Genomic DNA, 12,540 nt, shown 5'->3' with positions numbered 1-12,540 from the left:
ATCAACGCGAATCGGGCGGCTGCGGGACGGTGTCCCCATGCACCTCACGACGCACCTGCTTCTGGCCCTGGCGCTGATGTGGCCCCTGGGGCCGCCTCGCCCGGAGATCGTCCGCGGCTGGGAACCCCCGTCCGGTCCGTACGCCGCCGGCCACCGCGGGCTCGACCTGGCCGCCCCGGTGGGCACCCCGGTCCGGGCGGCGGCCTCGGGCGTGGTCACGTTCGCGGGCCGGGTGGCCGGCCGGGGCGTCCTCACGATCACCCTGCCGGGCACCGGAGAGCCACCCCTGCGGACCACGTACGAACCAGTTGCCCCGAGCGTCACGGCGGGCACCACGGTCACCCGCGGCACCCCGGTCGCCACGCTCGAACGCCCGCCGCCCGAGAACCCCCACTGCCCGGAGTCCTGCCTGCACTGGGGCCTGCTGAGAGGCGACACCTACCTGAATCCCCTGCTGCTCCTGCGTGTGGGCCCGTCGAGGCTGCTGCCGGTGACGGTTCAGCCGCCGCCGGGGGTCACCAGGTCGTAGAGGTACGAGCGGTCGCCCTTGAAGCTGCGCCACACGGTCGCCGGGGGTTCTGGTTCGTCACCGGTGCCGTTCACGGGATGGGCGGTGACGAGGCCGTCGGCGATCTCGCAGTGCCAGCCGAGGCCGGGCGCCCAGAGGCACCGCACCCGGCCGTCCGTACGGCGGTACGCGGGCCGGCCGTGGCGCTCGCCGTCCCGTTCGAAGAGGTGGCGGAGGCCGTCGACGTGGCGCACGAAGGCGAAGGAGGGGAGGTCCGTCACGGGTCGGGGAGCCGTCCGGTCGGGCCGGTCAGCCCGCGGCGCCGCGGAGGGCCATGGCGACAGCGGCCTCGGCGATGGTGTCCGGGTCCTCGGCCGCTCCCAGTTCGATACGGCGTACGGCCGCGTCCACGACGCCCTGGAGGAGCATCGCGCCCAGGCGGGGCTGAGGCTGGCCCAGGTCGGCGAGAGCCTCGACGATCATGGCGACGAGGCCGCCGTGAGCAGCGCGGATCTTCTCGCGGGCGCCGTCGTCGAGCTCGCTCGCGGAGATCGCGACGACCGCCCGGTGACGCCGGTCCCCCACGAGCTCCAGCTGCTTGCGCACGTACGCCTCGACCTTGCCCGCGGCGGTGTCGGCGGATGCCATCGCCGTCTCGACCTCGGCCGCCCAGACGGGGAAGTCGACGGCGCACAGCTCCTCGACCACGGCCGCGCGGGAGCGGAAGTACTCGTACACCGAGGAGCGGGCCAGGCCCGTGCGCTCGGCGAGGGCGGGGAAGGTCAGCGCCTCCGTACCGCCCTCGGACAGCAGGGAACGCGCGGCGTCCAGCAGGGCGCCGCGCTGCATCGTCCGGTGCTCGGCCACGGAGGCCGCTCGAATCCTGGGCACGGCTCCACCATACGACCGGCCGCCCGCCGTCAGCGTCCTACATCGGCCAGCTTGGCGCGCAGCTGGAGGACGGACTTGGTGTGGATCTGGCTGACGCGGCTCTCGGTGACGCCGAGGACCTGGCCGATCTCGGCGAGCGTGAGGCCCTCGTAGTAGTAGAGCGTGACGACGGTCTTCTCGCGCTCGGGGAGGGTGTTGATGGCGCGTGCGAGCAGCCTGCGCAGCTCGCGGTCCTCGGCGACCTCGACCGGGTTGTCGGCGGCGGTGTCCTCCAGGGTGTCCATGAGCGACAGCCGGTCCCCGCCCTCGCCGCCCGCGTGGAGCAGCTCCTCCAGGGCGACGACGTTCGCAAGGGACAACTGGCTGAAAACCGCGTGCAGTTCTTCCAGCCCGATATCCATCTCGGCCGCGACCTCGCTCTCGGTCGGGGTGCGGCGGAGCTTGGCCTCGAGGGTGGCGTAGGCGCGCTCGACGTTGCGCGCCTTCTGTCGTACGGAGCGGGGGATCCAGTCCAGGGCGCGGAGCTCGTCGATCATCGCGCCCCGGATGCGGGTGATCGCATAGGTCTCGAACTTGATCGACCGCTCGACGTCGAACTTCTCGATGGCGTCGATCAGCCCGAAGACTCCGGAGGAGACGAAGTCGGCCTGTTCCACGTTGGACGGCAGCCCCACGCTGACGCGGCCGGCGACGTACTTCACCAGCGGCGAGTAGTGCAGGATCAGCTGTTCCCGCAGCCGCTCGTCGCCCGTGTCCTTGTACGACCGCCACAGCTCGTCGAGCGATGTCGGTGCGGGCGGTCGCACGGTGCCCCGGGCTGCTGGGGGCACCGCAGCGCGGTCAGACCCGGAGGTGTGCTGGGGCATGCGTTGCCTTGAGCCGTTCTGCTGGCGGGTTGGTCGGTCTGGGTGTCCGGCAGGGAATCCTGGTGAGCGTAGCGTGACTGGACCGTCGCGGTGTGCGAACCTCTGCGGATCGCGCCGCTCCGGGTGGACGTCCTCGGCCACGCTTTCGAACCCGAGTGGTGGCGCGTTTCTGCCCCTGGGGTGCGGCCGGAAGAACTGGCTGGTTCATCACCATCACCATTTCACCCGAATGCTCCAGGTCAAGGACCGCCTCGCCGCAGGTTCCCCCCTTCCGTGGGGGTGTTCGTCAACTGCCAGTCATCTCCTTGCCGTTCGACGAACCCCAAGGAGTGCAGTTCGTACAGCCTGGCGAGGGTGTCGTCGGTGGACGCGCCGGCCCGGTCGCTGATGGTTCTCAGAGGGGTGGGCCTGCCCGCGGGCATCGCTTCCAGGACGCGGACGGTGCCGGGGCCGAGGAGGTCCCGGGGCAGGACGGGTCCGCGTCGGGCCGGGGCCAGTTGGCCCATGTCTCCGACGAGTTCGATCACTTCGGCGGCGTCGGTGACGAGGGTGGCCTCACCGCGCAGGAGTTCGTGGACGCCCGCGGAGAGGCCGCTGGTGACGGCGCCGGGCACGCCCATGGTGTGGCGGCCGAGCCGTGCGGCGGCGCGGGCGGTGACGAGGGAGCCGCTTCTGTACTCGGCCTCGACGACGACGGTGCCGCGGGTGAGGGCGGCGATGACCCGGTTACGAAGGATGAACCTGCTGGGTGTGGGGTGACTGCCGGGTGGTAACTCGCCGATGACCACACCCTGTTCGGCGATGCGTCCGATGAGTCCCGCATGGCCGCGGGGATAGGGGATGTCGACGCCGCAGGCGAGGACGGCGACGGTCGCGCCCTGGGCGGCGAGGGCTCCTCTGTGGGCGGCGCCGTCGATGCCGAAGGCGGCGCCGGAGACGACGACCCAGCCCTGTTCGGCGAGCCCGGAGGCGAGCGTGGTGGCCATGTGGGCGCCGTAGGGGGTGCATGCGCGGGCGCCGACGACGGCGACGGAGCGCAGCGCCCAGGTCCGCAGGTCGGCGGGGCCTCGGATCCAGAGCCCGACGGGGCGGGCCTCGCCGAGGTCGTCGAGCTGCCGGGGCCATTCCGTGTCGCCGGGGACGACGAGCCGGCCGCCGTGCCGCTCGGCGGCGTCGAGGTCCCGCCGCGGTTCCACGGTGGCGGCCCGCCGCCGCCACCCGTCGACCCGTTTCTCCCCGGTGCCGGGGAAGGGGGTGGCTCCCAGGGCTCCGGCGGGGTCGGCCCGGAGCCGGTCCAGGAACCCCATGGCTCCGTACCGCGCCAGCCATCGGCCGGCGTGGGTGTCGCCGGGTTCGACGACGTGGGTGAGGGCGGCGCGGGCGAGGCGCTCGTCGTCGGAGGTCATGCGAGGCTCCCCGCTCCGGCCGGCACGCCACGGGCGATGCCGGTACGCAGTTCGAGCGCGAGATCGACGTCCTGGGCGTCGGGCCGGTCGTGGCCGGCGAGGTCGGCCACGGTCCAGGCGACGCGCAGGACCCGGTCGAGGCCTCGGGCGGTGAGCAGTCCGCGCTCGATGTCCCGCTCCGCCGCCGCGAGGGCTCCGGGGCCGACGAGGAAGCGGGTGCGCAGTTCGTGGCCCGGTACCTCGCTGTTGACGGTCCAGGGGGTGCCGGCGAGCCGGGCGGCGGTGCGGGCGCGCGCCTCGCGGACGCGGTCGGCGACGGTGGCGGTGGATTCGCCGCGGCCGCCGTGGCCGAGCAGGTCGGAGCGGGTGACGGGTTCGGCCTCGACGCGGAGGTCGATGCGGTCGAGGAGCGGGCCGGACAGCCTGGCCTGGTAGCGGCGGATCAGGGAGGCGGGGCACTCGCATCCGGCGCCGCGCAGGCTGTGCCGTCCGCAGGGGCAGGGGTTGGCGGCGAGTGCGAGCAGGAAGCGGGCGGGGAGCCGGACGACTCCGGCGGCACGGGCGACGACGACGTGCCCGGATTCGAGCGGCTGCCGCAGGGCGTCGAGCGCTTTCCCGGAGAATTCCGGCGCTTCATCGAGGAAGAGGACTCCCCGGTGAGCGAGGGAGACGGCTCCGGGGCGCGGCAGTCCGTTGCCGCCGCCGATGAGGGACTGCATGGTCGCGGAGTGGTGGGGCGCGCAGTAGGGGGCGCGCCGGACGAGGGGTTCGCCCGGAGGGAGGATCCCGGCGACGGAGTGGACGGCGGTGACTTCGAGGGACTCCTGGCGGGTGAGGGGCGGCAGGATGCCGGGGAGCCGTTCGGCGAGCATGGTCTTTCCGGCTCCGGGCGGTCCGGAGAGCAGCAGGTGGTGGCTGCCCGCGGCGGCGACCTCCAGAGCGCGGCGGGCGCCGTGCTGCCCGGCGACGTCCGCGAGGTCGGGTCCGTCGAGGGGGTCGGCGGAGAGCCCGGTGCCGACACCCGCGCCGGGGACGAGGAGTCCGGCGAGCATGGCGTCGGGGCGGCCCACCTCGGCGGCTTCCTCTTCGGGGACGGGTTCGTTGGAGAGTACGGCGATGAGCTGGCGCAGGCTGCGGACGCCGAGGACGGAGACGCCCGGGACGAGGGCGGCTTCGCCGGCGGTCTGTTCGGGGACGACGACCTGGCGGTACCCGGCTTCGGCGGCGGCCAGGACGGCGGGCAGGACGCCCCGCACGGGCCGGACGCGGCCGTCGAGGCCGAGTTCGCCGATGAGGACGAGGTCGGCGATGCCCCGGGGGTCGATCCGCTCGGCGGCACCGAGGACGGCGGCGGCCACGGCGAGGTCGAATCCGGATCCGCCCTTGGGGACGGAGGCGGGGCTGAGTCCCACGGTGAGCTTCTTCTGGGGCCACTCGGCGTCGGAGTTGACGATGGCGGCCCTCACGCGGTCGCGGCTCTCGGTGAGGCTCTTGTCGGGGAGTCCGACGAGGGTGAAGGCGGCGACTCCGGCTTCCAGGTCGGCCTGGACCTCGACGACGACGCCTTCGACGCCGACGAGGGCGACGGAGCAGGTGCGGGCGAATCCCATCACGCCACCCCCCGGGCGTGGGTGACGACGGGAGCGCCCCGACGGGGGAGGACGACTCCGACGAGGTCGATGCGCACGCCTCCGTCGGGCGGTGGTCCGCCGTGGCGGTCGAGCCAGCAGGCCGCGAGGCGTTTGAGCCGGTCGGCCTTGGCGGGGGTGACGGCGGCCATGGGGTGTTCGAAGGCGCCGTCGCGCCGGGTCTTGACCTCGCAGACGACGACGGTGGCCCCGTCCCTGGCGACGATGTCGATCTCTCCGGTGCGTCCGCAGCGCCAGTTCCGCGCGAGGATGCTCATCCCGGCGTCGGTGAGCCTGCGGACCGCGAGCTGTTCGCCGTACTTCCCGAGGGCATTCCTCGCGTTGGTCCGGCTCGACGTGCTCGTTGCGCTCGTTACGTTCGGCGTGCTCGGCGTGCTCGTGGCGCTCGGTGTGTTCGGTGCGTTCATCGGTACCACCTCCGGCACCGACTGTGACGCTTCGCCACGTTCCGTGTGCGGGCCGGTGGACAACCGGACGCCTGTGGAGAACCTCGTCACCCGTCCGGGGGCCGACGTGACGAGAGCTCCGGGATCAGCTGCCGGGAAGCTCCAGGTCGCTCTTGTTGAGCTCCTCGATGTTCACGTCCTTGAACGTGAGCACGCGGACCTGCTTGACGAATCTGGCCGGCCGGTACATGTCCCAGACCCAGGCATCGGCCATGGACACCTCGAAGAACACTTCGCCCTGGACCGAGTGCACCTGCATCTCGTAGTCGTTGGTGAGGTAGAAGCGACGCTCGGTCTCGATCACATATTTGAACAGCCCGACGACATCGCGGTACTCCCGGTAGAGCTTCAGCTCCATCTCGGTCTCGTACTTCTCGAGGTCCTCGGCGCTCATGGCATGTTCCCCTTCAGCCGTGCGTCCACCTATTGTGCGCCAGCCGCTCGCACCGTTAAGCGATTTCCGGGGCGAGCACCACCGGTGAACTCGGCGGTCCCTCGTCGAGCAGCCTGTGCAGCAGCTCGGCGAGTCTGGTCGGGTACACCGTCTCACGCGCCGCCGACAGTTCGGCGGAGGTCCACCACCTCAGCCCCGCGACACTGCGCTCCTCGAGCTCGGTGAGGCCCCCGGGGGCCGTCGCGGTCTGGGTGGTTCGTGCCAGGTAGTACCACTCGTCCTGGTCCCAGCGCCGCCCGTCGAAGGGGAACGAGCAGATCCGCTGCCAGAGGACCGGTCCCAGTTCGACCTCGGTGATCCCGGTCTCCTCGGCCAGCTCGCGCAGCGCCGCCTCCTCCCGGGACTCGTGGCCCTCCAGGCCGCCGCCGGGCGTGAACCACCAGGTCTGCGCCGGGTCGTCGGGCTCGTACCCGTGCATGAGGAGGATGCGGTCGTCGGGGTCGAGCAGAACGACCCGCGCCACCCGCCGCAGCTCCCGCCCGCCGGCCTCGCCCAACCCGGCCGGACCGGCCGTACCTGTCGAATCCGCCGTACCCGTCACGCGTCCACCGTCTCCCTGCCCGACGACCGGTCTCCCGGGCGGGTTCCGGACCGCCGGCCCGCCAGCCGCGCCACCGGGCCGTACGCGGCGCCCGCAAGGATCAGTACACACCCGCCGACGATCGCGTAGAAGAGCGGCTCCACCGGCCCGCGCTCCGATACCCCGCCCGGCAGCGCCGCGAAGGCCGTGGGCCGCTCCACGAGGTCCGTGTCGGGCCAGGCGACGGCGTCGACGCGGGCCGTGACCGCGGAGCTCGGTACGGAGCCCTGGCCGGCCTCCTCCAGATGGGTCCGGGAGTCCAGGGAGTTGTGCCGCTCGTCGCCGAGCAGGAAGAGCTTCCCCTCCGGCACGGTCGCAGAGAACTTCTGCCCCGAGGCCGGGGCGCCGGGCCGGGTGTAGGGCTCCTCGATCGCCTTGCCGTCGATCGTGAGCCGCCCGTCCTTGTCGCAGCAGACGACGGTGTCGCCACCGACGCCGACGACCCGCTTGACCATGGGCACATCGCCCCAGAGCGGGTCGTTGAAGATCACGATGTCACCGCGGCGTACCTCGTCGCCGTCGATCCGCTGCGCGAGGACCTTCGATCCGACGGCCAGGGCCGGCGTCATCGAGTCGCTGGGCACGCTGTACGGCTGGTAGACCGCGGCTCCCCAGGCGAAGCCGCCGAGGAAGAGCACACAGCCGACGGCCACGACCAGCCCCGACAGCACGCTGCCGAGGCGGCCGCGGCCGCCTTCCGTACGTATGGTTCCGCTCATCCCAGCGCTCCCCACCTCGAAGGTCGGTTCGACGATCTGGGACGGCACCCTACCCGGGCGTCACTACTCGGCGGTATGCCGAGCCGTGAGCCTCTTCCTGCGCCACAGGACCAGCGGCAGCGCGCCGGCCAAGCCCGCCGCGCCCGGGGCCACGGCCAGCGCCTGGCTGAGCCCCGGCTGGTCGAAGGTCTCCGGCACGGGCAGCGTCGACCAGCGGGTGACCGGCCAGGCCACGAAGACCGCGCGCCCGACGACCTGGTCGGTCGGGACGGTGCCGCCGCCGGCGAGGTTCTGGTGGTACCGGGAGTCCAGCGAGTTCTGGCGGTTGTCGCCCATCACCCAGATGCTGTCCTTGGGGATGGTGATCGGCCCGAAGGGCTTGTCACCGCAGGGCGAGGAGCCGGGGTAGATGTACGAGGTCTCGTCCAGCGTCTTGCCGTTGAGGACGACCTTGCCGCCCTCCTTGCAGGAGACCGTGTCGCCGCCGACCGCGATGACCCGCTTGATCAGGTCCTTCTCCTCGGCGGACGGCATCAGGCCGATGAAGGAGAGGAACTCCTGGAGCACGTTCGGGTCAGGAGTGGGCTCACCCTCCAGCCAGCCGCCCGGGTCGTGGAAGACGACGACCTCGCCACGCTCCGGCTCGGAGCCGAACCACGGGGTCAGCTTGTCCACCAGGACCCGGTCGCCGCGCTGCAGCGTGTTCATCATCGAGTCCGAGGGGATCGAGAACGCCTGCACCAGGAAGGTCTTGATCAGGAGCGCGAGCAGCAGGGCGATACCGATCAGCAGCGGCAGTTCCTTCCAGAAGGAACGCGGCTTCTTCGGAGCGCCGTCGGTCTCCTCGGTCTCCCCGGACTCGCCACCCTGCCCGGTGCCGCCGGCGTCGGCCGCGCCGTCCGCGGGGTCGGCGTCAGACCGGCCGCCGGAGTCATCCCTCATGGCCACCGACGACTCGCCGAGCCGCTCAGGCCGCTCCTCGGGATCGTCGTGTCCGGATCGTGCGCCGACGGCCACATCCCCCACATCCACTCCTCAGTCCGTGCACATGCCCGCCCCAGAACAGGGACAGGCCCACCACTCCCATAACGAGCGGGAGTTCCGCAGGGGTCGGGAGCCAGGGCAATCCGTTCAGATTCCGCGAAGACACACTATGCGACACACCGTCCGCGGACACAGCGCCCGAACGACCGTCCGGTACGGCCGCAAACGTGTCCGGCTCCTCCAGGCGCCGCCAGTGGCTCACAGGCCAGACGATCCCGACCGCACGGCCGACGACGTCGTCCACGGAGACGGTCCCCCGGTCCTTCTCGTCGAGGTGGAAGCGCGAGTCGGCGGAGTCCGAGCGGTGGTCGCCCAGCACGAAGATCCGGCCCTGGGGCACCGTCACCTTGAACCTGATCTTCGAGGGTTCGTTCCCCGGGTGCAGATACGGCTCGTCCAGGGGTACGCCGTTGACCGTGACCCGGCCGTCCTTGTCGCAGCAGGCGACGGTGTCGCCGCCGACCGCCACCACCCGCTTGATCAGGTCCTGTTCGTCGGCCGACGGCAGCAGCCCGATGAAGGTCAGGGCCTGCTTGACCTGCTTGACGCCGACAGGGTCGTCGGTGGGCGGCGCGGCGTCCTGGAGCCAGTTGCCGGGGTCCTTGAAGACGACGACGTCACCGCGCTGCGGTGTGGAGCCGAACCAGGGCGTGAGTTTGTCGACGACGACCCGGTCGTCGATCCGGATCGTCTGTTCCATGGAGCCGGACGGGATGACGAACGCCTGGACCAGGAAGGTCTTCAGGACGAGCGCGATCAGCACGGCGACCATGACGAGGAGCGGGATCTCCTTGACGGCGGAGCGCTGCCGCCGGCGTTTCACCTTGCGGGCGAGCTTGCGCCGCTCCGCCCGACCGGGCAGCGGACGGCCGCCGGCCATGGGTCGTGTTCCGGTGGGCAGCGGCGTCTCGGCGCGGTGCCCGGCCGCCCTCCCCCGGTTACCCATGACCACCCGCCGCGGGAGCGGGTACGGAGTCGAAGGCACCGGTCTCCGGCACACCGGACCAGCGGCCGAAGGGCCAGCCGATCCAGTCCGCGCGGCCGATCACCTGCTCGACGGGCACCACACCGCCGCCCGGCTGACCGAGGTGGTCGCGGGAGTCGCTCGACTGGCTGCGGTGGTCGCCCATCACCCATAGGGTGCCCTGCGGTACGACGATGTCGAAGGGGACCTTCGAGGGTGCGTCACCCAGCTGGACGTACCACTCCTCCACGGGCACGCCGTTGACGGTGAGCCGGCCGTTCTCGTCGCAGCAGACGACGCGGTCGCCGCCGACGCCCACGACCCGCTTCACGAAGTCGGTCTCGGCGGGCTCGGCGAGGCCGAGGGCCGCGGCGGCGCCGTGCAGGAGCCCGGTCACCGGGTTCTCCTCGGGGGCCTCCTGGAGGAAGGACCCCGTGCCGTCGAAGACGACGACGTCGCCGCGGCGCGGCTGATCGCCGAAACGGTACGCCAGCTTGTTCACGAGGATCCGGTCCCCGACCTGGAGCGTCGGCTCCATCGAACGGCTGGGGATCAGGAACGGCTGCAGGACGAAGTGGCTCAGGAGCAGCGGGAAGAGGAGGCAGACGCCGCCGAGGATGCCCGTACGGCGCCATGACCAGCCGGACCGCCTCTGCCCGGACATACGCGCGGAGCGCGACCGCTCCTCCGTCTCGGAGGAGCGGTCGCGCTCCGTGTGCTGTGCTTCGGTGTCCATCGAGGGCAGAGCCTATCCGGCCGCCCTGTGGGTCAGTGCTCCGAAGCCCCGCGCGATCGGTGAGCCGGAGCTCAGTTGTCGCGCTTCTCCTTGATCTTGGCAGCCTTGCCGCGCAGCTCACGCAGGTAGTAGAGCTTGGCGCGACGGACGTCACCGCGGCTGACGAGCTCGATCTTCTCGAAGATCGGGCTGTTCACCGGGAAGGTGCGCTCGACGCCGACGGAGAACGAGACCTTGCGGACCGTGAAGGTCTCGCTGACGCCCGAGCCCTGGCGGCGGATGACAACGCCCTTGAACTGCTGGATACGGGAGCGGTTGCCCTCGATGACGCGAACGTGGACGTTCACGGTGTCACCGGGACGGAACGCGGGGAGGTCGGTGCGGAGCGAAGCCGCGTTGACCGAGTCGAGCAGGGAGGCCATGGTGGTCTCTTTCCTCGCTGATGCCACAGGTCATCAGCGGAACGTTCGAAGAAGACGATGAAGCGCCGTGGGTACCGGGCGGGCGTCGTCCCCCTGTGGCAGGGGCGCTCGCCGGACACACAGCAGCGGCCTATTCTTCCACGGCGCCGGGCCTGCGCCAAAATCGGCCGTCGGCCTCAGGGGCCCAGCCCATCATGGAGAGGATCTCGCGGTCCTTCTTGTCGAAGGCGGCGGGGTCGCAGCGCTCGATCAGATCCGGCCGGTTGGCCGCCGTACGCCGGAACGCCTCGTCGCGGCGCCAGCGCGCGATCTTCCCGTGGTGCCCGCTGAGGAGTACGTCGGGGATGGCGCGGCCTCGCCACTCGGGGGGCTTGGTGTAGACGGGGCCTTCGAGGAGGTTGGCCATGGCGCCGGGGGCGAAGGAGTCGTCGCGGTGGGACTCGGCGTTGCCGAGGACGCCGGGCAGGAGCCGCGCCACGGCCTCGGTGACGACCAGGACGGCGGCTTCTCCGCCGGCCAGGACGTAGTCGCCGATGGAGACCTCGTAGACCGGCATCCGGGTCGCGTACTCGTCCATGACGCGCCGGTCGATGCCCTCGTAGCGGGCGGGCGTGAAGATCAGCCAGGGGCGCGCGGAGAGCTCGACGGCGAGCTCCTGGGTGAAGGGGCGTCCGCTGGGCGTGGGGACGACGAGGACGGGCCCGTGGGCGCCGGCCTCGAAGCCGTCGGCGAGGGTCTGGTCGAGGGCGTCGCCCCAGGGCTCGGTCTTCATGACCATGCCGGGGCCGCCGCCGTAGGGGGTGTCGTCGACCGTGTTGTGCCGGTCGTAGGTCCACTCCCGCAGGTCGTGGACGTGGACATCGAGCTGTCCACGCGCGCGTGCCTTGCCGACCAGGGAGACGTTCAGCGGCTCCAGGTACTCGGGGAAGATCGTGACGACGTCGAGCCTCATGCGTCGTCGTCCTCGGCAGCGGGCTTGTCCGCGGCGGACTCCTCGTCCCGGGAGGAGGCGATCTCGGCGCGATCGTCGATCAGCCCCGGCGGCGGCGTGATGACGGCCCGCTGCTGCTCGAGGTCGATCTCGGTGACGATCTCCTCGACGAACGGGATCATCAGCTCGGTGCCGTCGGGCCGCTCGACGATGAAGAGGTCCTGGGACGGCAGGTGGGTGATCTCGGTGATCCGGCCGACCTCGGTGCCGTCGGCGAGCACGACGTCCAGGTCCATGAGCTGGTGGTCGTAGTACTCGTCGTCGCCCTCCGGCATCTCGTCGGGGTCGATGTCGGCGATGAGCAGGGTGTTGCGCAGGGCCTCGGCGCCGTTCCGGTCGCGCACGCCCTCGAAGCGGAGCAGCAGGCGACCGCTGTGGACGCGGCCGGTCTCGATGGTCAGGGGCCCCGCAGAGGCGGGATCGGTGAGCAGGACCGCTCCGGGGCTGAGCCTCAGTTCGGGCTCGTCCGTCCGTACCTCGACGGTGACCTCGCCCTTGATGCCGTGGGCGCGGCCGACCCGCGCGACTACCAGCTGCACGACTTCATTCTCTCCTGTCCGACGACGACGGGCCGGGGCGGACCCGAAGGCCCTCCCCGGCCCGTGCCGGTGTGTCCAACTTGCTTCAGCGGACCTGGTCCACGTCGACGAGGTCGACGCGGATGCCACGGCCGCCGATGGCGCCCACGACGGTGCGCAGCGCACGTGCGGTCCGGCCGTTACGGCCGATCACCTTGCCGAGGTCGTCGGGGTGGACCCGAACCTCGAGCACGCGGCCACGGCGCAGGTTGCGCGAGGCGACCTGCACATCGTCGGGGTTGTCGACGATGCCCTTCACGAGGTGCTCGAGAGCCTCCTCGAGCAT

The 12,540-nt window shown here is 71.6% G+C and carries 17 protein-coding genes; 1 reads left to right on the top strand and 16 read right to left on the bottom strand.

Features of this window, described 5'->3' with window-relative positions; translation table 11 throughout:
- The first annotated feature begins 37 nt into the window (after positions 1–37).
- Positions 38–529: a M23 family metallopeptidase gene (locus ACFY8U_RS25530; protein ID WP_389573931.1), complete on the top strand. Its 492-nt coding sequence runs from the start codon at positions 38–40 to the stop codon at positions 527–529.
- On the opposite strand, the gene ACFY8U_RS25525 is transcribed toward ACFY8U_RS25530, so the two are convergent.
- The 16 genes from ACFY8U_RS25525 to ACFY8U_RS25450 form a co-directional block, all read right to left on the bottom strand.
- The gene (locus tag ACFY8U_RS25525; protein ID WP_389573929.1) at positions 499–789 is read right to left on the bottom strand and encodes a hypothetical protein; all 291 of its coding nucleotides are present in this window, start codon (positions 787–789) and stop codon (positions 499–501) included. The genes ACFY8U_RS25530 and ACFY8U_RS25525 overlap by 31 nt on opposite strands.
- A gap of 28 nt (positions 790–817) precedes the next feature.
- Positions 818–1,375, bottom strand: a complete 558-nt coding sequence (locus tag ACFY8U_RS25520) for a TetR/AcrR family transcriptional regulator (RefSeq protein WP_389574176.1) — start codon at positions 1,373–1,375, stop codon at positions 818–820.
- A 53-nt stretch (positions 1,376–1,428) separates the two neighbouring features.
- On the bottom strand, positions 1,429–2,265 hold the full coding sequence (whiG, locus tag ACFY8U_RS25515) for an RNA polymerase sigma factor WhiG (protein WP_361603659.1): 837 nt from the start codon (positions 2,263–2,265) through the stop codon (positions 1,429–1,431).
- Between the two features lie 239 nt (positions 2,266–2,504).
- Positions 2,505–3,671 carry a DNA-processing protein DprA gene (gene dprA / locus ACFY8U_RS25510; protein WP_389573926.1) on the bottom strand — a complete coding sequence of 389 codons (1,167 nt, stop codon included), beginning with the start codon at positions 3,669–3,671 and terminating at the stop codon, positions 2,505–2,507.
- Complete coding sequence (locus ACFY8U_RS25505; RefSeq protein WP_389573923.1) at positions 3,668–5,281, bottom strand: YifB family Mg chelatase-like AAA ATPase; 1,614 nt, start codon at positions 5,279–5,281, stop codon at positions 3,668–3,670. Before ACFY8U_RS25505 ends, dprA begins: the two co-directional genes overlap by 4 nt.
- A complete protein-coding gene (locus ACFY8U_RS25500) occupies positions 5,281–5,727 on the bottom strand; it encodes a YraN family protein (protein WP_389573920.1) in 447 nt (148 codons plus the stop codon). The genes ACFY8U_RS25505 and ACFY8U_RS25500 overlap by 1 nt, the downstream gene beginning before the upstream one ends.
- Before the next feature lie 124 nt (positions 5,728–5,851).
- Entirely contained in the window at positions 5,852–6,160 is a 309-nt protein-coding gene (locus tag ACFY8U_RS25495) for a DUF2469 domain-containing protein (protein WP_005311352.1), read from the bottom strand.
- 55 nt (positions 6,161–6,215) lie between these two features.
- Positions 6,216–6,716: an NUDIX hydrolase gene (locus tag ACFY8U_RS25490; RefSeq protein ID WP_389574173.1), complete on the bottom strand. Its 501-nt coding sequence runs from the start codon at positions 6,714–6,716 to the stop codon at positions 6,216–6,218.
- 41 nt (positions 6,717–6,757) lie between these two features.
- Positions 6,758–7,519 (bottom strand): signal peptidase I, encoded by a 762-nt coding sequence (lepB, locus tag ACFY8U_RS25485; RefSeq protein ID WP_389573917.1) that lies wholly within the window; start codon positions 7,517–7,519, stop codon positions 6,758–6,760.
- A 63-nt stretch (positions 7,520–7,582) separates the two neighbouring features.
- Positions 7,583–8,536 (bottom strand): signal peptidase I, encoded by a 954-nt coding sequence (lepB, locus tag ACFY8U_RS25480; protein ID WP_389574170.1) that lies wholly within the window; start codon positions 8,534–8,536, stop codon positions 7,583–7,585.
- Positions 8,487–9,509, bottom strand: a complete 1,023-nt coding sequence (gene lepB, locus ACFY8U_RS25475; protein ID WP_389573914.1) for a signal peptidase I — start codon at positions 9,507–9,509, stop codon at positions 8,487–8,489. The genes lepB (ACFY8U_RS25480) and lepB (ACFY8U_RS25475) overlap by 50 nt, the downstream gene beginning before the upstream one ends.
- Positions 9,502–10,263 (bottom strand): signal peptidase I, encoded by a 762-nt coding sequence (lepB, locus tag ACFY8U_RS25470; protein WP_361603677.1) that lies wholly within the window; start codon positions 10,261–10,263, stop codon positions 9,502–9,504. The genes lepB (ACFY8U_RS25475) and lepB (ACFY8U_RS25470) overlap by 8 nt, the downstream gene beginning before the upstream one ends.
- A 71-nt stretch (positions 10,264–10,334) precedes the next feature.
- Complete coding sequence (gene rplS / locus ACFY8U_RS25465; protein ID WP_356894105.1) at positions 10,335–10,685, bottom strand: 50S ribosomal protein L19; 351 nt, start codon at positions 10,683–10,685, stop codon at positions 10,335–10,337.
- A 130-nt stretch (positions 10,686–10,815) separates the two neighbouring features.
- Positions 10,816–11,637, bottom strand: a complete 822-nt coding sequence (gene trmD, locus ACFY8U_RS25460; protein ID WP_361603680.1) for a tRNA (guanosine(37)-N1)-methyltransferase TrmD — start codon at positions 11,635–11,637, stop codon at positions 10,816–10,818.
- Complete coding sequence (rimM, locus tag ACFY8U_RS25455; protein WP_389573910.1) at positions 11,634–12,215, bottom strand: ribosome maturation factor RimM; 582 nt, start codon at positions 12,213–12,215, stop codon at positions 11,634–11,636. The genes trmD and rimM overlap by 4 nt, the downstream gene beginning before the upstream one ends.
- Positions 12,216–12,300: 85 nt before the next feature.
- A complete protein-coding gene (locus tag ACFY8U_RS25450) occupies positions 12,301–12,540 on the bottom strand; it encodes an RNA-binding protein (RefSeq protein ID WP_005311361.1) in 240 nt (79 codons plus the stop codon).

The sequence above is a fragment of the Streptomyces sp. NPDC012508 genome (genome assembly GCF_042902595.1).
Lineage (GTDB): Bacteria > Actinomycetota > Actinomycetes > Streptomycetales > Streptomycetaceae > Streptomyces.
The sequence above is the reverse complement of the archived record's forward strand: the minus strand, read 5'-3'. Positions and strand labels throughout refer to the sequence as shown.

Coding starts and splice junctions, on each gene's coding strand:
- ACFY8U_RS25530 (WP_389573931.1), top strand. CDS start 38: ATGCACCTCACGACGCACCTGCTTCTGGCCCTGGCGCTGATGTGGCCC.
- whiG (WP_361603659.1), bottom strand. CDS start 2,265: ATGCCCCAGCACACCTCCGGGTCTGACCGCGCTGCGGTGCCCCCAGCA.
- dprA (WP_389573926.1), bottom strand. CDS start 3,671: ATGACCTCCGACGACGAGCGCCTCGCCCGCGCCGCCCTCACCCACGTC.
- ACFY8U_RS25505 (WP_389573923.1), bottom strand. CDS start 5,281: ATGGGATTCGCCCGCACCTGCTCCGTCGCCCTCGTCGGCGTCGAAGGC.
- ACFY8U_RS25500 (WP_389573920.1), bottom strand. CDS start 5,727: ATGAACGCACCGAACACACCGAGCGCCACGAGCACGCCGAGCACGCCG.
- ACFY8U_RS25495 (WP_005311352.1), bottom strand. CDS start 6,160: ATGAGCGCCGAGGACCTCGAGAAGTACGAGACCGAGATGGAGCTGAAG.
- lepB (WP_389573917.1), bottom strand. CDS start 7,519: ATGAGCGGAACCATACGTACGGAAGGCGGCCGCGGCCGCCTCGGCAGC.
- lepB (WP_389573914.1), bottom strand. CDS start 9,509: ATGGGTAACCGGGGGAGGGCGGCCGGGCACCGCGCCGAGACGCCGCTG.
- lepB (WP_361603677.1), bottom strand. CDS start 10,263: ATGGACACCGAAGCACAGCACACGGAGCGCGACCGCTCCTCCGAGACG.
- rplS (WP_356894105.1), bottom strand. CDS start 10,685: ATGGCCTCCCTGCTCGACTCGGTCAACGCGGCTTCGCTCCGCACCGAC.
- trmD (WP_361603680.1), bottom strand. CDS start 11,637: ATGAGGCTCGACGTCGTCACGATCTTCCCCGAGTACCTGGAGCCGCTG.
- ACFY8U_RS25450 (WP_005311361.1), bottom strand. CDS start 12,540: ATGCTCGAGGAGGCTCTCGAGCACCTCGTGAAGGGCATCGTCGACAAC.